Genomic DNA, 18,015 nt, shown 5'->3' on the forward strand with positions numbered 1-18,015 from the left:
GCGCGTGGCACGGGAATGCGGCAAATTGCCGGGTTCCGTCGCCGCTTTGTTACGCTGCGTCGTGGAAAGGGGGCCTATAGTAAACTTCGAACATGGATATTGTACTGTATGCCCTCACCGTGCTCCTGTACGGCGGATTGTGTGCCGCCGACTGGCATGCACTGCGGCGCGCCGGCGCGCCGCCGCTCCTCGGCAGCGTGCCGCCGGTTCCGGTCGCGCTCGGCCCGCGCGACGCCGGCGAACCGGGCGCGCGCCCGCGCAGCTTCGGCGCGCTGTCGCGCTCGCTGCTGTTCGTCGCGCTCGCGGCGCACGGCGTGCTGCTGCACATGACGATCTTCCCCGCCCACGAGATGATCTTCGGCTTCGCGTTTGCGTTGTCGGCGATGTTCTGGCTCGGCGCGGTGATCTACTGGATCGAGAGCTTTTTCTTCGCGCTCGACGGCCTGCGTCTGTTGCTGCTGCCGCTCGCGGCCGTCGCCGCCATCCTGCCGCTCGTGTTCGGCGGCGTGCGCGTGCTGCCTTACGCCGCGGCGCCGATGTTCAAGCTGCATTTCGTCATCGCCAACGTCGCTTACGGGCTGTTCGCGATCGCCGCGCTGCACGCCGTGCTGATGCTCGCCGTCGAGCGTCGTCTGCACGCGCTCAAGGGCGCGGGCTTCCAGCGCAACGCCGGCAACAAAGGCGGCGGCTGGCTGTCGAACTGGATCGAGACGCTGCCGCCGCTGCTCACAATGGAGAAGCTGCTGTTCCGTCTGATCGGCGCGGGCTTCGTGCTGCTCACGGCCACGCTCGTTTCGGGCATCGTGTTCAGCGAGCAGTTGATCGACCGTCCGCTGTCGCTCGATCACAAGACGGTGTTCGCGTTCCTGTCGTGGCTGATGTTCGGCGCGCTGCTCACCGCGCGCAAGATTTCCGGCTGGCGCGGACGCTCGGCGCTGCGCTGGGTGATCGCGTCGTTCGTCGCGCTGTTGCTCGCGTATGTGGGCAGCCGTTTTGTGTTCGAGGTGCTGCTGCATCGGCCGGTCGTTTGATCGCGGCCGAGGTGCTTCAATGCGCTTCGATGTGTTCCGTTGTGTTTTCGTTGCCGCGCCTGTCCGTTATTGCACGCGGGTCGTGCACGGAGCGGCGCACTGAAACCAGACTGATTCCATGAGACAGATTTTTCTTCTGATTCTGCTGTTCGTCGTCGGGCAGTGGTTCGTCAAGGCGCTGCGCCGTGCGCAGACGCAATCGCCGCAGTCACGGACGGGCGCCGATCCGCGTCAGACGGGTCCGTTCGGCACGCAAGGCACGAACGGCGCGCAAGGTTCGAACGGTGCCGCTGGCGCCGCGGGTGCCAGGCGTGGGAACGGCCAGGGCGCGTTGCCCGAGCCGATGGTGCGTTGCGCCGAGTGCGGCGTGCACGCGCCGCGCAGCGAGTCGGTGAATGTGGGCGCGCAGTCGTTCTGCAGCGCCGAACACGCGCGTGTCTACGATGCGCGCAAGTCCGGCCAGGACCGCGCGGCGCGATGAGTCGTCACGCGCAGTCTGCGGCTTCGTCTGTGTTCTCGATCGATGCGCAAGGTTGGGCCGATGGCGCGCAGCGCCTGGCGTCGCCGAATTTCGAAGCGCGTCCGGACGGCGCGACGCCGACGCTCATCGTCGTGCACAACATCAGTCTGCCGCCCGACACGTTCGGCGGTCCCGAGATCGCCGACCTGTTCCTCAATCGCCTCGATTGCGATGCGCATCCGTACTTCGATACGTATCTGCGCGGCGTGCGGGTCTCGGCGCATTTCGTGATTCATCGTAACGGCACGCTCGAGCAATTCGTTTCGTGCGACGAGCGCGCGTGGCACGCGGGCCTCTCCAGCTTCTTCGGCCGCGAGCGTTGCAACGACTTTTCTATCGGCATCGAACTCGAAGGCAGCGATACGCAGCCGTTCGAACCCGCGCAATACGCCACGCTCGCGCCGCTCGTGCGCGCGATCGCGGCGCGCTATCCGATCGACGCGCTCGCCGGGCACTCGGACATCGCGCCGGGCCGCAAGACCGACCCCGGTCCGCATTTCGACTGGGCGCGTTTGCAGCGCGAGACGCAACTGGGCGACACGTTCTTTCCCTATCTGCACGCGCGGACCTGACGTGTTACCGGCGTCACGGGCATCGCAGCGTCGTCTTGACGCACCAAAGCGCAACTAACCAGGAAGTGCCGGCGATGCGCTAACCGCTGCGTCGCGTACGGACTTTCTGGCGCGGAGAAACTTGCGTTTGGCCCGAATGCCCGCGCCGTCTGGGCTTCGCGCCAGAGCCTCCTTTGTCAATACACCCGCCGTGAAATTTAGCCGTTGCACGTCCGGCAAGTTCCACTATACTTCGTACCCGAAGCACGGCTTTACACCATATGTTGTGTTGTTCCGCGGCGCCCCGCTCTCCGAGCACGGCGCCGCACGCATTAGCGGCATAGGAAAAGAACTTTGTGCGGTGCAGTCGGGCGAGAACCGGCGCACCGGCTGTAATCGAGAGAAAAGGTACAGCCAATGATCGCGGCATCCACGATGAAGACCGTCACGCTGTGTGGTTCATCAGCATTGCCGCATCCGGCAGCCTCGCCAGGCTGGCTTTTTGTCTCCGCCCATTCGTCCGCGCACACGGGGGCGCGGCGCCCGTATTAATTCGCGAAATCCTTCGCATATTTCCAGGACCAGGAGCTTTGCACATGCAAACGACCGATAACGTCTCGACCCGGTATGAAGGCGCGCCCGCCGCGCACACGCTGGGTGGTCAGCCGCAGGACGGCCAGGTCAGCGCGACGCAGTTCGCCGACCACAAGATCATTCGCCGTAACGGCAGTGTCGTGGGCTTCGAGCCGTCGAAGATCGCCATCGCGATGACCAAGGCGTTCCTGGCCGTCAATGGCGGGCAGGGCGCGGCGTCGGCGCGTGTTCGCGAACTCGTCGAACAGCTCACGCAGAACGTGGTGCGCGCGCTGGTGCGCAGCCGCCCGAACGGCGGCACGTTCCACATCGAAGACATTCAGGATCAGGTCGAACTCGCGCTGATGCGCGGCGGCGAGCACAACGTCGCGCGCGCCTACGTGCTGTATCGCGAGAAGCGCAACCAGGAACGCGCGCACGCGCCGGAAACGGCAGCGCCCGCAGCGCCTGGCATCAACGTCACCGACAACGGCGTGACGCGTCCGCTCGACATGCACGCACTGCGCGCGCTGATCGTCTCGTCCTGCGAAGGTCTGGGCGACGCCGTGAACGCCGACCCGATCGTCGCGGAAACGGTGAAGAACCTGTACGACGGCGTGCCGATGACGCAGGTCTACGACTCCGCCATCCTGGCCGCACGCACGATGATCGAAAAGGACCCGGCGTACAGCCAGGTCACGTCGCGCATTCTGCTGCACACGATCCGTCGCGAAATTCTGGAAGAAGAAGTCACGCAAGCCGAAATGGCCGTGCGTTACGCCGACTACTTCCCGCAGTTCATCAAGCGCGGCGTCGAAGCCGGCCTGCTCGACGACAAGCTCCAGCAGTTCGACCTCAAGCGTCTGGGCAATGCGCTGAACGCGAACCGCGATCTGCAGTTCGGCTACCTCGGCCTGCAGACGCTGTACGACCGCTACTTCCTGCACGTGCACGGCACGCGCATCGAAATGCCGCAGGCATTCTTCATGCGCGTCGCGATGGGCCTGTCGCTCAACGAGATCGACCGTGAAGCGCGCGCGATCGAGTTCTACAACGTGCTCTCGTCGTTCGACTTCATGTCGTCGACGCCGACGCTGTTCAACTCGGGCACGCACCGCTCGCAGCTCTCGTCGTGCTACCTGACGACGGTCGCCGACGACCTCGACGGCATCTACGAAGCGCTGAAGGACAACGCGCTGCTCTCGAAGTTCGCGGGCGGTCTGGGCAACGACTGGACGCGCGTGCGTGCACTCGGTTCGCACATCAAGGGCACGAACGGCAAGTCGCAAGGCGTGGTCCCGTTCCTGAAGGTCGTGAACGACACGGCTGTCGCGGTGAACCAGGGCGGCAAGCGCAAGGGCGCGGTCTGCGCGTACCTGGAATCGTGGCACCTGGACATCGAAGAATTCCTCGAGCTGCGCAAGAACACCGGCGACGATCGCCGCCGCACCCACGACATGAACACGGCGAACTGGATTCCCGATCTGTTCATGAAGCGCGTGATGGAAGGCGGTGACTGGACGCTGTTCTCGCCGTCGACCTGCCCGGATCTGCACGACCTGTTCGGCGCGGAATTCGAAAAGGCTTACGTCGCTTACGAAGAGAAGGCCGCACGCGGCGAGATCAAGCTGTTCAAGAAGCTGCCGGCTGCGCAACTGTGGCGCAAGATGCTGGGCATGCTGTTTGAAACGGGCCACCCGTGGATCACGTTCAAGGATCCGTGCAACGTCCGCTCGCCGCAGCAGCACGTGGGCGTCGTCCACTCGTCGAACCTGTGCACGGAAATCACGCTGAACACCAGCGACAGCGAAATCGCCGTCTGTAACCTGGGCTCGGTGAACCTCGTCGCGCACATGATCGAACAGGCCGACGGCACGTTCGCGCTCGACCACGAGAAGCTCAAGCGCACCATCAGCGTCGCAATGCGCATGCTCGACAACGTCATCGACATCAACTACTACGCGGTGTCGAAGGCGCGCAACTCGAACCTGAAGCACCGTCCGGTGGGCATGGGCATCATGGGCTTCCAGGACTGCCTGCACGTTCTGCGCACGCCGTTTGCTTCCCAGGAAGCCGTGGAGTTCGCCGACCGCTCGATGGAAGCCGTCTGCTACTACGCGTACTGGGCGTCGACGGAGCTGGCAGCCGAGCGCGGCCGCTACTCGACCTACCGCGGCTCGCTGTGGGATCGCGGCATCCTCCCGCAAGACACGCTCAAGCTGCTCGAGGAAGCACGCGGCGGTTACGTCGAAGTCGACACGAGCGAATCGATGGACTGGACGTCGCTGCGCGAGCGCATCGCGACGCACGGCATGCGCAATTCGAACTGCATCGCGATCGCGCCGACCGCGACGATCTCGAACATCATCGGCGTGTCGCCGTGTATCGAGCCGACGTTCCAGAACCTCTACGTGAAGTCGAACCTCTCGGGCGAATTCACGGTGGTGAACGACTACCTCGTGCGTGACCTGAAGTCGCGCGGCCTGTGGGACGAAGTCATGGTCGCCGACCTGAAGTACTTCGACGGCATGCTCTCGCGCATCGACCGTGTGCCGGCCGACCTGCGCGCGGTCTACGCGACGGCGTTCGAAGTCGATCCGACGTGGCTCGTCGAAGCGGCGTCGCGTCGTCAGAAGTGGATCGACCAGGCGCAGTCGCTGAACATCTTCATGGCGGGCGCATCGGGCAAGAAGCTCGACGAGATCTACAAGCTCGCATGGGTGCGCGGCCTGAAGACGACGTACTACCTGCGCACGATGGCGGCGACGCACGTCGAGAAGTCGACGGTTGCGCACGGCGCGCTGAACGCAGTGCCGACGGGCGGTTCGAACGGCGGCGGTGCAGCAGGCGGCGCGAACGGCGGTGCGGGTTTCGGCGCGGCCGGCGGCAACGGCGGTTCGACGGTGATGCAGGCGGCAGCGCCTGAAGCCGCTGTCGAAGCGGCGCCCGAAGCAGAAGGTCCGGTGTGCATGATGCGTCCGGGCGATGCGGGCTTCGAAGAGTGCGAGGCTTGCCAGTAATCGCGATGTGCGTGGCGGCAGCGCAACGGTGCTGCCACGCGTCACGCGTCACACGCAGTGCATCGACGGAATGAGTCGGCGGCGTGCAGCGAGTACAGACAGTAAACAGTAGTCGATGCCGTCGTCGATGCAAGTCGATACAGATAGAAGATGCAGACGCGGCGCGCGCAATGCGCGTCGCCAGGTTCAGGCGGTGGAAAAAAGGCTTCAGGATTCCCTGGGGTTTCGCCTGAACGCGAAACAGGTCGCGCGAGCCAGAACGCAGCGCGCGGCGCAGCGAACGACAGATCCACGCAGGCAGCGATGCCCGCAACGCAGTTGCAGGTCTGTCGAAGCAGCAGCGAGCGAGTCGTGAAGCACGTTCGCAGCACGCAGTCGAAAGCATCGTGAACACGATGCGAAGCGCGCGCGGCGAACCACGTTTTCACACACGCTCTCGATGTCGCGAAGACCCTCGAAGCCAATCGCGCGTGCGATGTTCGAGCGACGAATACGCGATGCATCCGCACCGCTCACACGCCGCGATCGACACGATGCGATGACAAAGTGTTGTATCGAGGTCGCAACGCGAATCGAAAACAGGATTTTTCGTGTGCGAACCCTTTTATCGCGCATGAAAAGATGGTACAAACCGTTCTAAATTGATGGTGACATTTATGCTCAACTGGGATGACGAGAACACGGCCGTAACTCCGTCGAGCGGTGCGCAGCAGAACGCAATGCGCAACCCCGCTGGCCTGGCTGTCTCTGTTCCTGAAGCGCAGTCCGCACTGCACTTCACTCCTCAGTCTTCTTCGGCGACCAACATCTTCTCCGCCGACTTCGCAGTCGCACCGCCGCCGCAGGCGCCGGTCTCGACCGAAGCCCGCGTGAATGTCGCCGACAAGCGCATCATCAACGGTCAGACCGACGTGAATCAGTTGGTCCCGTTCAAGTACAAGTGGGCCTGGGAAAAGTACCTGGCCGGTTGTGCGAATCACTGGATGCCGCAGGAAGTGAACATGTCGCGCGACATCGCCCTGTGGAAAGACCCGAATGGTCTGACCGAGGACGAGCGCCGCATCGTGAAGCGCAACCTCGGCTTCTTCGTGACTGCCGACTCCCTCGCCGCCAACAACATCGTGCTCGGTACCTACCGGCACATCACGGCGCCCGAATGCCGCCAGTTCCTGCTGCGCCAGGCGTTCGAAGAGGCAATCCACACGCACGCGTACCAGTACATCGTCGAATCGCTCGGTCTGGACGAAGGCGAGATCTTCAATGCGTACCACGAGGTCAAGTCGATCCGCGACAAGGACGAGTTCCTGATCCCGTTCATCACCACGCTGACGGATCCCGCGTTCACGACCGGTACGCTCGAATCCGACCAGACGCTGCTCAAGTCGCTGATCGTGTTTGCCTGCATCATGGAAGGTCTGTTCTTCTATGTGGGCTTCACGCAGATTCTCGCGCTCGGCCGTCAGAACAAGATGACCGGCGCCGCCGAGCAATATCAGTACATCCTGCGCGACGAGTCGATGCACTGCAACTTCGGCATCGACCTGATCAACCAGATCAAGCTCGAGAACCCGCAGCTGTGGACGCCGGCGTTCCGCGCGGAGATCACTGAACTGTTCAAGCAGGCAGTCGAACTCGAATACCGCTACGCAGAAGACACCATGCCGCGCGGCGTGCTGGGCCTGAACGCATCCATGTTCAAGAGCTATCTGCGCTTCATCTGCAATCGCCGTTGCCAGCAGATCGGTCTGGACGCGCTTTTCCCGAACGAAGAGAACCCGTTCCCGTGGATGAGCGAAATGATCGATTTGAAGAAGGAACGCAACTTCTTCGAGACGCGCGTGATCGAATATCAGACGGGCGGTGCGTTGTCCTGGGAGTAATCCGGGCGCACTGCGGCAGTCAGTCTATTGGGGTGGCCGGAGGCCTCGTGCGAGGCCTCGACCGGCATGATGATTAGGAGCAGGAACGCCTGATGCAAAGCGTGCCCGGAGCCCTGGCGGCTCAACTACGTGCAAGGCACTTTGCGAACCCTTCAGAGGGATGGGCAAACTTCCCCCCGGAAAACGGCGTGGGCCATGTGGCCGGCGCCTTCAACGAACGTTGCCCGGTGTCGGTAGCCGACGCCGGAAAGACTTGGCGCACTGTGTTTTTCAGCACGGTGCGCCTTACCGCATTCATTAGCGTAAGCGCGCGGGACCAGCGTACGCCGATGAATAGCCCGCTTCGAAGCGTGCGCCCTGAGAAGCGTTCGCGGGAAGCGGGTTTTGACGAAGGGTGTAGTTTGAACTGACTCTCATCTGAACCTGAAGGAGAAAAAAATGGCAACTGCCAAGAAGAAGCCGGCGGCCAAGAAAGCCGCAGTGAAGAAGGTTGCAGCCAAGAAGGCAGCACCGGCGAAGAAGGCCGCAGTGAAGAAGGTTGCGGTCAAGAAGGTTGCAGCCAAGAAAGTCGCCGTGAAGAAGGTTGCTGCGAAGAAGGCAGCACCGGCGAAGAAGGCCGCAGCGAAGAAGGTTGCAGCCAAGAAGGTCGCTGTGAAGAAGGTTGCTGCGAAGAAGGCAGCGCCAGCGAAGAAGGCCGCAGCGAAGAAGGTCGCAACGAAGAAGGTTGCAGCCAAGAAAGCCGCCGTGAAGAAGGTTGCTGCGAAGAAGGCAGCACCGGCGAAGAAGGCCGCAGCGAAGAAGGTTGCAGCCAAGAAAGTCGCGGTGAAGAAGGTCGCAGCGAAGAAGGCTGTTGCCAAGAAGGCGCCGGCGAAGAAGGCCGCTGCCAAGAAGGCTGCGCCTGCGAAGAAGGCTGCTGCCAAGAAGGCTGCGCCTGCCAAGAAGGCTGCGCCTGCGAAGAAGGCTGCCGCGAAGAAGGCTGCCAAGAAGGCGCCTGCGAAGGCTGCCGCTGCTGCGCCTGCTGCGCAACCGGCTGCGCCCGCTGCAACCGTGAAGACGGCACTGAACCCGGCAGCGGCCTGGCCGTTCCCGACGGGCAGCCGTCCGTAAGCAGTAGTACGAGTCGAAGCGCGCGCGGGTCAGCAAGAACGCGCGCTTCGTTGATCGAGCGCCGCCGTGTAGTTCGTGCGTTTTGCACGATCGCCGGCGGCGAGCAAGACTCGATCCCGATCCCGTCGACGGAACATTCGCGACGGGATTTTTTTCGTCCGCGTTTTTTGCGGATGGCGTCGCGGTGCTGCGTTTCGCACGCGCATGAAAAAAGGCGCATGCACAGGGGAGCACATGCGCCTGAGGTTCCGCAACGAGCACAAGGCATCGTGCGGTACAGGGGAAACCGGTCAATCAGTCCGTGTTCGGACTGGCGCGCGGTGCGCGCCGAACAACTGAAGCCTTAGTGCGTCACGCGCGTCACGCCGCCGCTCGAGAGCAGGCGCACACGGTCGCCGGCCTGGAAGATCTCGCCCGTGGCCGACTGCGTGATGGCGCGATAGTCGCCGTTATCCAGACGGACGGTGATCTCGAGGCCATTGTGCATGGCCACGCCGTTTTCGACCGCATTGCCGGCCACCGCGCCCGCGATGCCGCCAATGATGCCCGTGACGATCGAGCCACGACCGCCGCCGATCGCGCTGCCGGCCACGGCGCCAAGCGCGCCGCCGCCGACTGCGCCCAGACCGCTGGGCTGGCCATTGTTCGAGCTGATCTTCACGGCGCGTACGCTTTCCACCGTAGCCATGCGCACCGTGGATTCGCGCTGCGCCTGCGAGGCAGTGTAGACGTCGGCAGAACTGCTGTTATACGCACAACCCGTCATGGCGAGCGAACCCGCGACCATGGCGGCCACAATCAGACGACTTGTTGTTCTCATTTCCCGTAGCTCCAATGAGCGCCGCCCTCGCGGCGCCCGACTTCATTGCGGCAGTTCGTAGCCGAATGCTGCCTTGAAACGTTCGTTGATCTGCGCCCGCGTGGGCGCGTAGTTCTGCGGCCCCTGGTGTTCGATCTTGAGCGCGCCCATCAGGCTCGCGAGACGTCCGGTGGTCGCCCAGCCGAGCTTGTTCTCGATGCCGTAGAGGAGGCCGCCGCGGAACGCGTCGCCGCAACCGGTCGGATCGAGTACCTGCTGCGCCTGCACCGGAGGAATTTCTTCGATGCTGCCGCCGTGGTAGATCTGCGAGCCGTGTTCACCGCGCGTGACGATCAGCGCGTCGACCTTGCTGGCGATCTCTTCGAACGACCAGCCGGTGCGATGACTCACAAGGTTGGCTTCGTAGTCGTTGACCGCAACATAGGTCGCAAGTTCAATCGCGCGACGCAGCGACGCACCATCGAACAGCGGCAGGCCCTGGCCCGGATCAAAGACAAACGGGATGCCTGCCTTGGCGAATTGCTCGACGTGCTGGACCATGCCGTCGAAGCCGTCCGGCGCGACGATGCCGAGCTTGACGCCCGGCGCCTCGTCGGCGCGGTTCAAATGCGATTGCATCATCGCGCCCGGGTGGAACGCGGTGATCTGGTTGTTCTCGAGGTCGGTGGTGATCATCGCCTGCGCCGACCACGTGTCGGGCAGCACGCGCACGTGCGCCTTGTTCAGGCCGAGCGTGTCGAGGCGGTCGATATACGGTTGCGCGTCGGCGCCGCCGAGCGTCGCCATGATGCGCGCGTCGCCGCCCAGCAGGTGCAGCGAGTAGGCGATGTTGCCCGCGCAGCCGCCGAATTCGCGCCGCATCGTCGGCACGAGGAAGCTCACGTTCAGGATATGCACCTGCTCGGGCAGGATGTGCTCCCGGAAGCGACCTTCGAAGGTCATGATGTTGTCGTAGGCGAGCGAGCCGCAGATCAGCGTAGCCAAGGCGGGAATTCCTGTAGTGCGTGGTGTGGAAGGGGCGGCGCGCTTGCAGGTGATTGCACGTCATCGGACGTCATCGCACGTTAAGGCGCGTGCTTGCCTGACGTCGCGCCGCGGCCCGGACTTCGCGGCCGGTGCGCGCAGCGTCCCGACACATCGGGATCGCGCTGCGCGCACGGCGCGCTCAGGCTCGCGGCAGGCCCGTCACGGGCGCGCCGCCGCCGGGGGTTACTTCAGTGCGGCGAGCGCGGCGTCGTAGTTCGGCTCGTTCTTGATTTCGCTGACGCGCTCGGCGTAGACGACATTGTCGTTCGCGTCGAGCACGACCACGGCGCGCGCGGTGAGGCCGGTCAGCGGGCCGCTCGTGACGTCCACGCCGTAGGCTTGCGCGAATTCGTGGCCGCGGAACGTCGACGCCGTGACGACGTTTTCGATGCCTTCGGTCGTGCAGAAGCGCGTGGCGGCGAACGGCAGGTCGCCCGAGATCACGAGCACTGCGGTGTTGTCGAGCTTCGCGGCGGCTTCGTTGAACTTGCGCGTGGAGGTGGCGCAGGTCGGCGTGTCGAGGCTCGGGACGATGTTCAGCACCTTGCGCTTGCCGGCGAAGTCGGCGAGCGAGACGGGCTTCAGATCCTTGCCGACGAGCGAGAACGCCGGGGCCTTCTGGCCGGGCGCCGGGAACGTGCCGGCGACGTCGATCGGGTTACCGCCTAGCGTGACTTGACTCATGATGTGCTCTCCGGATTTTGACTGTAGTGGTGAGTGGCGCGTCCGGCTGGACCGGACGCAAGGTGCGCGCGCCCGCGCGAAGGGCAGGCGCTGACGCGTGAATTACGGGTAGAAAATTTCGATGCGGAAATTCGATGCGACGACATTGCCGGTATCGAGCCGCACGATCATGGTCTGCGTGCTGTGCGCGGGCAGACCGGCTTCGATGCGCGTACCCGGCGCGGCATAATCCTGCGGCCACAGCACGCGCCGCAAGACGACGTTGTTCTGGCGATCGAGCAGCGTGAGTTCGAGCGCGGGGTAGGCGAGCGCAATCCCGAAGCGGTTGCGCAGCGGAACCTTCAGTTCGAGATGATGCGGGTCGTCCACCTGACGCAGATCGGACTGCTGCACTTCGAGGCCGTCGATGTCGCGCGGCGGGCTGATGCGGCAGCCGAGCTGCGCACAGGCCTGCTGATAGAGCGGCTGCGAAGCGGGGAAGTACACCATCACGCTTTCGCGCTGCCACCAGAGCAATTGCGCGGCGAGCCCGACGAGCAGCAGGAGCGCGACCAGTGCGCCGACGATGCGCCAGCCGATGCGGCGCGGCGGATGCGCGGGCGCTTCACGCGTGACGGCGAACGGCTCGCTGCCGTCGCGCGGTTCGAGTGCGGAGAAGGCAGGCGCGGCAGCGGCGCCGGCGGCACCCGCCGGTTCGGCGCGCGCGGACAGCGACGGTTCGGGATCGGCGGCGAACGGCGCGGCGGCTGCCGGGGTGCGGGATGCAAGCGAAGGCTCGACAGGCTCGCCTGTCGCCGCCGCTGCGGCCGGAGCGGACGCGGCCAGTCCGGGTTCGACGCGCGTCCAGCGCGTGGCTGGCGGGAACGGTTCGGCAGTGTCCGGCGTGGGAGCGGGCGTAGGAGCAGAAGTTGAAGCAGGCTGAGCCGGTTGCTCGGGCGCGAACTCGCGCGCCAGAGACGGCTCGCTGCTTTCGCTCGCGTGCTTCAGTTCGACACCGGGCGTGACGCCGAGCGTCGCGCCGGGCGCAATGCCGGGACGCGGCAGATTCTGCGCGGTGTACTGAAGATTCGGATCGATGCGGCTATCGGGGCGCGGCGCCCACGGATTCCAGCCCGGATTGGCGAAGTCGGGCGCGGGCTGCGCAGCGGCGTCTTGCGCGGCGAAGTTCGCGGCAGACGCGTCTGTTTGCGTCCATTCCTGCGGATGCGGTTGATCGTGCTGAACGTGCGGCGCCGGTTCGCTCACGGGCGCTGGGGCTTGATGAGCGGATTGCGAGGCGGCCGGTGAGGTCGGCTGTGAAGCGGTTTGCGAACCCGCCGCAGCAACCGCAGCCGCAGCCTGCGCCGAACCCGGCGAAGCCAGACTCGCGGCGATATCGGCGGCAACGGGAACGGCCTGTGAGAAATCGCCGTTTTCAGGCACCTCGTAAAGGCTGCCCGATGCGTCGAACGCTTCCTGGCAATGGCCGCAGCGCACAAGGCCGCGACGCGCGGCGAGGTGTGCGGGCTGGATTCGGAAGACGGTTTCGCAGAAGGGACAGCGCGTTGCCAGGAGCATGAGTGCCGTGGAACCGGAAGGTTGGCGATACCCGCCATTCTACTGGCAATCCACGGAGCCCTACGACTCCTGGCTATGCGCCTGGGGCACGATCAGGCGCGATGCGCCCGGACCCGCCCCGATCGGTGCGTCATGCGCGGCGCGTGCCGGCGAGACACACCCAGCCTTCGTGCTCGCGCCAGACCGAGATGTCGATCCAGCGCTCGTACACCTGCGCGACTTCCTCGGCTTGACGCGCGAGGATGCCCGAGAGCGCGAGACGGCCGCCCGGCTTCACGCGCGACGAGAGCATCGACGCCATCAGCTTGAGCGGATTCGAAAGGATGTTGGCCACGACGATGTCGAACTCGCCCGCCTTCAGGTCGTCGGGCAGGCCATAGGTCACGTCCGCGCGATTGCGTTCGCTGTTATGGCGCGCCGACTCGACCGCTTGCGGATCGATGTCGATGCCGATCACCGGATTCGCGCCGCACTTCTGCGCGAGGATCGCGAGAATGCCCGAGCCGCAGCCGTAGTCGAGCAGCGAGTTGCCCGGCTGCACGTGCTGCTCCAGCCACTCCATGCACAGACGCGTGGTGGGGTGGCTGCCGGTGCCGAACGCGAGGCCCGGATCGAGTTCGAGCACGAGCGCGTCCGGATCGGGCGCGTCGTGCCACGACGGCACGACCCAGATGCGCTGGCCGATCTGGATCGGATCGAACTGCGACTGCGTGAGCCGCACCCAATCCTGTTCCTCGACTTCGCGCAGCGCGAACTTCGGCAGCGCGGCCAGACCGAGCTCGTTCGACGCGGCCGCGAGCAGCACCGCGGGATCCTGATCGTCGCCGATCAGCGCGATCACGCGCGAATGCTGCCACGCGGTGCGCTCGGGCGTGAGACCCGGCTCGCCGAAGAGCGGCTGCTCGTCGGGCGTGTCGGCGTCGGCGTCTTCCACCGACACCGAGAGGGCGCCAAGCTCGAGCAGCGCGTCGGAGAGTTCCTCCGCGCGGTCGCGCTCAAGCTCGACGATCAGTTCCCGGTAGCTCATGAATTACGCTTCGTCCTTTTTCACCGACTGACGCTCGGCCAGACGGCTTTCGAGGTAGTGAATGCTCGTGCCGCCTTCGACGAACTTGGCGTCGAGCATCAGCTCGCGGTGCAGCGGAATGTTGGTCGAGATGCCTTCCACGACCATTTCCGACAGCGCGATGCGCATACGCTGGATCGCCTGCTCGCGCGTCGCGCCGTAGGTGATCAGCTTGCCGATCATCGAATCATAGTTCGGCGGCACGAAATAGCCATTGTAGGCATGCGAATCGACGCGCACGCCAGGTCCGCCCGGCATGTGCCACGAGGTCAGACGGCCCGGCGACGGCGTGAACTTGAACGGATCTTCCGCGTTGATACGGCACTCGATCGAGTGGCCCTTCAACTGGATGTCGCGCTGGCGGAACGCGAGCTTCTCGCCGGCGGCGATGCGGATCTGTTCCTGCACGATGTCGATGCCGGTGATCTGCTCGGTGACCGGGTGCTCGACCTGCACGCGCGTGTTCATTTCGATGAAGTAGAACTCGCCGTTTTCGTACAGGAATTCGAACGTGCCCGCGCCGAGGTAGCCCATCTTCTTGCAGGCGTCGGCGCAACGGTCGCCGATGCGGTCGAGCAGGCGGCGCGCGATGCCCGGCGCCGGCGCTTCCTCGATCACCTTCTGGTGGCGGCGCTGCATCGAGCAGTCGCGCTCACCGAGCCACACGGCGTTCTTGAACGAATCGGAGAGCACCTGAATCTCGATGTGACGCGGATTCTCGAGGTACTTCTCCATGTAGACCTGCGGGTTGCCGAAGGCGCGGCCCGCTTCTTCGCGCGTCATGTTGACCGCGTTCACGAGCGCCGCTTCCGTGTGCACGACGCGCATGCCGCGACCGCCGCCGCCGCCCGAAGCCTTGATGATGACCGGGTAGCCGATCGTGCGCGCGATCTTCACGATTTCTTTCGGATCGTCCGGCAGCGCGCCTTCCGAGCCCGGCACGCACGGCACGCCGGTCTTGATCATGGTCTGCTTCGCCGTGACCTTGTCGCCCATCATGCGGATGGTTTCCGGACGCGGACCGATGAAGGTGAAGCCCGATTGCTCGACGCGCTCGGCGAAGTCGGCGTTTTCCGAGAGGAAGCCGTAGCCGGGGTGGATCGCTTCGGCGTCGGTGACTTCGGCCGCGCTGATGAGCGCCGGCATGTTCAGATAGCTCAGGTTCGAAGGCGCCGGGCCGATGCAGACCGCCTCGTCGGCGAGCTTCACGTACTTGGCTTCCTTGTCGGCTTCCGAATAGACGACGACCGTCTTGACGCCGAGTTCGCGGCACGCGCGCTGGATGCGGAGCGCGATTTCGCCACGATTGGCAATGAGGATTTTTTCAAACATGGTGGGTATTCGACTCATCAATGGGCGCCGCAGGACGAAGCGAGCGGGCTGCCTTCGAGTATCGGTCGCGCTGGCGCCGCGTGGCGGCGTTCTGTCTGCCTGCCTGGCAGCGAACGCGCGGCGGCGGCGCTGGCGGAAGGGCGCTCGCGCGGCGGATGTGGTCTTTGTCGACCCGATGCCGCGCGGCGCGCCGGCCGTTCTTGCGTTGGACGCGCTTATGCGACCACGAAGAGCGGCTGGCCGTATTCGACTGCCTGGCCGTTCTCGACGAGGATTTCCTTGACCACGCCGGCGACGTCCGACTCGATCTCGTTGAGCAGCTTCATCGCTTCGATGATGCACAGCGTCTGGCCTTCCTTGACCGTGTCGCCAACCTGCACGAACGGATCGGCGCCCGGCGACGGCGCGCGGTAGAACGTGCCGACCATCGGCGACGTCACCACGTGGCCTTGCGGCACGACCGGCGCGGCAGCGGCGGCGGGCGCAGCGGCTTCACCGACGTGGGCCGGCGCGGCGGGCGCGCCCATGGCCGGCGCTGCGAATTGCGCGGTCGGCTGCACGTAAACCGGCGGCGCGTTCTTGACGATGCGCACCTTGCCTTCGCCCTCGGTCACTTCGAGCTCCGAGATGCCCGATTCGGAGACGAGGTCGATCAGAGTCTTCAGCTTACGTAGATCCATGGTGCAGCCCCTTTGCTTTGAATACGTGAGGTGCCGGGGCGCAAGCGTCCCGGCACGGGATTGGTGTTGTCTTTCAGAGTGCGTCGGTCATCCGGCGCAGGAATCAGGCCGCGGGCCTGGCAGCGAGCCGGTCCAGCGCGTACTCGAGCGCGTAGAGATAACCCTTCCAGCCGAGGCCGCAGATCACGCCTTCGGCCTGGTCGGAAAAATACGAGTGATGCCGGAAGGCTTCGCGGCGATGCACGTTCGACAGATGAATCTCGACGAACGGGATGGCGACGCCTGCCAGCGCATCCCGGATGGCCACGCTGGTGTGCGTGTACGCAGCCGGGTTGATCAGGATGAAATCCGTTTGTTCCGTGCGGGCGGCCTGAATGCGGTCCACCAGCGCGCCTTCGTGGTTGCTCTGGAACGTGGCCAGCTCCACGCCGGCGTCGGCGGCACGGTCGGCGAGCGCCTGATCGATCTGCGGCAGCGTCACGCGCCCATAGACCTCCGGTTCCCGGGTGCCGAGAAGATTGAGGTTGGGGCCGTGCAGAACCAGCAGTCGCGTCATGGTCGCTTCTTTTTCCGTGGAATTGCGCGAACTTTAGCGCCGATTAGAGAAATTTGTCTAGTTTTCCAAACGGCTGATATGCCCCTCTGTTCGCTGAATTGCCGGCGTGAGGGTTGAACTTCGGCTAAATACGCCAATTTTCCCGGCAAATTGTGCCGTACGGCCGTTAAGCTCAGGTCAATTCTTCGCGCGCGTCAAAGTGCGTCGAGCGTGCGCCGAAGTTCGTCCGGTTTGATTTGGCCTAATTTTGTCGCACGAACGGCGCCGTTGGCGTCGATTACCACCGTGTAAGGAAGGCCGCCGGCGTTGTTGCCGAACGCGCGCGCCACGTCCGCGCCGCCGAATCCGGCGATGTAAATCGGGTAGGCCACCGGCACTTTCTTGAGGAAAGTCTTGATGTTCGCCGCCGAATCGACGCCGAGGCCGACGAACTGAATGCCCTTCTTCGCGTACTCGCGGTGCAGCGCCGACAGCTCCGGCATCTCCTCGACGCACGGACCGCACCACGACGCCCAGAAGTTGACCACGATCGGGTGGCCCTTATAGATGGAGAGCGACTGCGGCTTGCCGTCGGGCGTGGTCACGGCCGCCGACCAGAGCTGGTCGACCGCGTTCTGCTTGCCCGTGATCGACGCCGCGTCGGCGACTCCGGCGTTGCCGCCGCTCGCATAATGCCCCGCCAGAATGCCGCCCCCGGCTGCCACCGCCGCGACTGCGACGCCGGCCAGAATCCGTTTCGTGTTCATTGCTGCGCTCAAGCTCACTATGAATCAGGTGGTGGAGGTCGCGCCGCTCTCGTCGATCAGCGCCTGGAGTGCCCGCGCGTCCGCGCGCGGCAGACGCCCGCGCGGATCGGCGCGCACGGCGCCACGCAGGTCGTCGGTATTGTAGAGCGCGAGATGAATGCCGACCGGTTCCTCATCGCGCGATGGCTTCCAGAGGAAGCTCAGCGTCTCCACATAGCCGCGTGCGGCGAAGTGGCGCGTTTCCGAAACGTCGTATTGCACGTTCGCGTTCAGGAGCCAGATCGCGACATCTTTCGCGTTATCGCAAAAGATCTGCAAATGGATGTCGGAGTGCTCGCCCGCCGTGCCGTTCAGCACCGCGCCGGTCAGGAACGGATTGAAGCGCGCGAGCCGCAGCATCCAGTCGAGCGCGATCTCGCGCAGCCGCCGCAGCACCGCCGGCTGGCTTTCTCCCATGAAAAGGGCCTGATATTCGCGGATTTCTTCCTCGATCTGATCGTTGTCGGGGAGCCAGGCGCCTTCGATGCGCGCGTCCCCCGCCACCTGCCGAGCGGCCTTGCGCTTGGCGGTGGCGTAATCGAGGCCATCTTCGGCGATCATCCGTGCTGCCGCGATGGCGATTTCCTCGCGCACGCGCTGGGGATCGAAATGTGATCTGCGAACCATGCGCCCATCATACTAGAGAACGTCGCGCGCTCCCGGCGGCGGCCGCGCGGCGATGCGGCGGTGCAGCAGGACCCGGCGCCGCTATGCACATCCCGGTACAGCCGCGCCGGTACGCCCGCGCCGGTACGCCCGCGCCGGTACGCCCGCGCCGGTACGCCCGCCCCGGCGAAAAAGCCGCAGGCGCTCGGGTACAATAGCGT

17 protein-coding genes are annotated in these 18,015 nt (G+C 64.8%); 7 read left to right on the forward strand and 10 right to left on the reverse strand.

Annotated features, from left to right (window positions below):
• Positions 1–92: 92 nt before the first annotated feature.
• The 7 genes from SB764_RS10630 to SB764_RS10660 all read left to right on the forward strand — a co-directional run bounded on the left by SB764_RS10630 (position 93) and on the right by SB764_RS10660 (position 8,682).
• A complete protein-coding gene (locus tag SB764_RS10630) occupies positions 93–1,031 on the forward strand; it encodes an inner membrane protein YpjD (RefSeq protein WP_065060401.1) in 939 nt (312 codons plus the stop codon).
• 118 nt (positions 1,032–1,149) lie between these two features.
• Entirely contained in the window at positions 1,150–1,512 is a 363-nt protein-coding gene (locus SB764_RS10635; protein WP_110329528.1) for a PP0621 family protein, read from the forward strand.
• Entirely contained in the window at positions 1,509–2,123 is a 615-nt protein-coding gene (ampD, locus tag SB764_RS10640; RefSeq protein ID WP_176081915.1) for a 1,6-anhydro-N-acetylmuramyl-L-alanine amidase AmpD, read from the forward strand. The genes SB764_RS10635 and ampD overlap by 4 nt, the downstream gene beginning before the upstream one ends.
• 575 nt (positions 2,124–2,698) lie before the next feature.
• Positions 2,699–5,695 carry a ribonucleoside-diphosphate reductase subunit alpha gene (locus SB764_RS10645; RefSeq protein WP_110329529.1) on the forward strand — a complete coding sequence of 999 codons (2,997 nt, stop codon included), beginning with the start codon at positions 2,699–2,701 and terminating at the stop codon, positions 5,693–5,695.
• Between the two features lie 656 nt (positions 5,696–6,351).
• On the forward strand, positions 6,352–7,575 hold the full coding sequence (locus tag SB764_RS10650) for a ribonucleotide-diphosphate reductase subunit beta (RefSeq protein ID WP_065060441.1): 1,224 nt from the start codon (positions 6,352–6,354) through the stop codon (positions 7,573–7,575).
• A gap of 92 nt (positions 7,576–7,667) precedes the next feature.
• The gene (locus SB764_RS10655) at positions 7,668–7,985 is read left to right on the forward strand and encodes a hypothetical protein (RefSeq protein WP_074987378.1); all 318 of its coding nucleotides are present in this window, start codon (positions 7,668–7,670) and stop codon (positions 7,983–7,985) included.
• A gap of 28 nt (positions 7,986–8,013) precedes the next feature.
• Complete coding sequence (locus SB764_RS10660; protein WP_410863518.1) at positions 8,014–8,682, forward strand: histone H1-like DNA-binding protein; 669 nt, start codon at positions 8,014–8,016, stop codon at positions 8,680–8,682.
• Between the two features lie 343 nt (positions 8,683–9,025).
• Here SB764_RS10660 and SB764_RS10665 read toward each other — a convergent pair whose 3' ends face one another.
• From SB764_RS10665 to SB764_RS10710, 10 genes are all read right to left on the reverse strand, one after another.
• Positions 9,026–9,502, reverse strand: a complete 477-nt coding sequence (locus SB764_RS10665; RefSeq protein WP_065060396.1) for a glycine zipper 2TM domain-containing protein — start codon at positions 9,500–9,502, stop codon at positions 9,026–9,028.
• Between the two features lie 42 nt (positions 9,503–9,544).
• Positions 9,545–10,486 carry a carbohydrate kinase family protein gene (locus SB764_RS10670; RefSeq protein WP_065060395.1) on the reverse strand — a complete coding sequence of 314 codons (942 nt, stop codon included), beginning with the start codon at positions 10,484–10,486 and terminating at the stop codon, positions 9,545–9,547.
• A gap of 225 nt (positions 10,487–10,711) precedes the next feature.
• Complete coding sequence (gene tpx / locus SB764_RS10675) at positions 10,712–11,212, reverse strand: thiol peroxidase (protein ID WP_065060394.1); 501 nt, start codon at positions 11,210–11,212, stop codon at positions 10,712–10,714.
• A gap of 102 nt (positions 11,213–11,314) precedes the next feature.
• Positions 11,315–12,769: a DUF3426 domain-containing protein gene (locus tag SB764_RS10680; protein WP_074987380.1), complete on the reverse strand. Its 1,455-nt coding sequence runs from the start codon at positions 12,767–12,769 to the stop codon at positions 11,315–11,317.
• A gap of 130 nt (positions 12,770–12,899) precedes the next feature.
• Positions 12,900–13,796 (reverse strand): 50S ribosomal protein L11 methyltransferase, encoded by an 897-nt coding sequence (gene prmA / locus SB764_RS10685; protein WP_065060392.1) that lies wholly within the window; start codon positions 13,794–13,796, stop codon positions 12,900–12,902.
• Between the two features lie 3 nt (positions 13,797–13,799).
• On the reverse strand, positions 13,800–15,167 hold the full coding sequence (gene accC / locus SB764_RS10690) for an acetyl-CoA carboxylase biotin carboxylase subunit (protein WP_065060391.1): 1,368 nt from the start codon (positions 15,165–15,167) through the stop codon (positions 13,800–13,802).
• 215 nt (positions 15,168–15,382) lie between these two features.
• Positions 15,383–15,847, reverse strand: a complete 465-nt coding sequence (gene accB, locus SB764_RS10695; protein WP_065060390.1) for an acetyl-CoA carboxylase biotin carboxyl carrier protein — start codon at positions 15,845–15,847, stop codon at positions 15,383–15,385.
• Between the two features lie 103 nt (positions 15,848–15,950).
• Positions 15,951–16,403, reverse strand: coding sequence for a type II 3-dehydroquinate dehydratase (aroQ, locus tag SB764_RS10700; protein ID WP_065060389.1), 453 nt, complete (start codon positions 16,401–16,403; stop codon positions 15,951–15,953).
• Between the two features lie 194 nt (positions 16,404–16,597).
• Positions 16,598–17,149: a TlpA family protein disulfide reductase gene (locus tag SB764_RS10705; protein ID WP_065060388.1), complete on the reverse strand. Its 552-nt coding sequence runs from the start codon at positions 17,147–17,149 to the stop codon at positions 16,598–16,600.
• 24 nt (positions 17,150–17,173) lie between these two features.
• A complete protein-coding gene (locus SB764_RS10710) occupies positions 17,174–17,815 on the reverse strand; it encodes a UDP-N-acetylmuramate--alanine ligase (protein ID WP_065060387.1) in 642 nt (213 codons plus the stop codon).
• Positions 17,816–18,015: the final 200 nt, after the last annotated feature.

Source organism: Paraburkholderia sp. SIMBA_027, from assembly GCF_046535315.1.
Taxonomy (GTDB): Bacteria; Pseudomonadota; Gammaproteobacteria; order Burkholderiales; family Burkholderiaceae; genus Paraburkholderia; species Paraburkholderia tropica.

Excerpts from the sequence above, each read along its gene's own strand:
- SB764_RS10645 (WP_110329529.1), top strand. The coding sequence starts at position 2,699 with ATGCAAACGACCGATAACGTCTCGACCCGGTATGAAGGCGCGCCCGCC.
- accC (WP_065060391.1), bottom strand. The coding sequence starts at position 15,167 with ATGTTTGAAAAAATCCTCATTGCCAATCGTGGCGAAATCGCGCTCCGC.
- SB764_RS10630 (WP_065060401.1), top strand. The coding sequence starts at position 93 with ATGGATATTGTACTGTATGCCCTCACCGTGCTCCTGTACGGCGGATTG.
- SB764_RS10660 (WP_410863518.1), top strand. The coding sequence starts at position 8,014 with ATGGCAACTGCCAAGAAGAAGCCGGCGGCCAAGAAAGCCGCAGTGAAG.
- aroQ (WP_065060389.1), bottom strand. The coding sequence starts at position 16,403 with ATGACGCGACTGCTGGTTCTGCACGGCCCCAACCTCAATCTTCTCGGC.
- SB764_RS10710 (WP_065060387.1), bottom strand. The coding sequence starts at position 17,815 with ATGGTTCGCAGATCACATTTCGATCCCCAGCGCGTGCGCGAGGAAATC.
- SB764_RS10655 (WP_074987378.1), top strand. The coding sequence starts at position 7,668 with ATGCAAAGCGTGCCCGGAGCCCTGGCGGCTCAACTACGTGCAAGGCAC.
- SB764_RS10680 (WP_074987380.1), bottom strand. The coding sequence starts at position 12,769 with ATGCTCCTGGCAACGCGCTGTCCCTTCTGCGAAACCGTCTTCCGAATC.
- SB764_RS10650 (WP_065060441.1), top strand. The coding sequence starts at position 6,352 with ATGCTCAACTGGGATGACGAGAACACGGCCGTAACTCCGTCGAGCGGT.
- SB764_RS10665 (WP_065060396.1), bottom strand. The coding sequence starts at position 9,502 with ATGAGAACAACAAGTCGTCTGATTGTGGCCGCCATGGTCGCGGGTTCG.
- prmA (WP_065060392.1), bottom strand. The coding sequence starts at position 13,796 with ATGAGCTACCGGGAACTGATCGTCGAGCTTGAGCGCGACCGCGCGGAG.
- accB (WP_065060390.1), bottom strand. The coding sequence starts at position 15,847 with ATGGATCTACGTAAGCTGAAGACTCTGATCGACCTCGTCTCCGAATCG.
- SB764_RS10705 (WP_065060388.1), bottom strand. The coding sequence starts at position 17,149 with ATGAACACGAAACGGATTCTGGCCGGCGTCGCAGTCGCGGCGGTGGCA.
- tpx (WP_065060394.1), bottom strand. The coding sequence starts at position 11,212 with ATGAGTCAAGTCACGCTAGGCGGTAACCCGATCGACGTCGCCGGCACG.
- ampD (WP_176081915.1), top strand. The coding sequence starts at position 1,509 with ATGAGTCGTCACGCGCAGTCTGCGGCTTCGTCTGTGTTCTCGATCGAT.
- SB764_RS10635 (WP_110329528.1), top strand. The coding sequence starts at position 1,150 with ATGAGACAGATTTTTCTTCTGATTCTGCTGTTCGTCGTCGGGCAGTGG.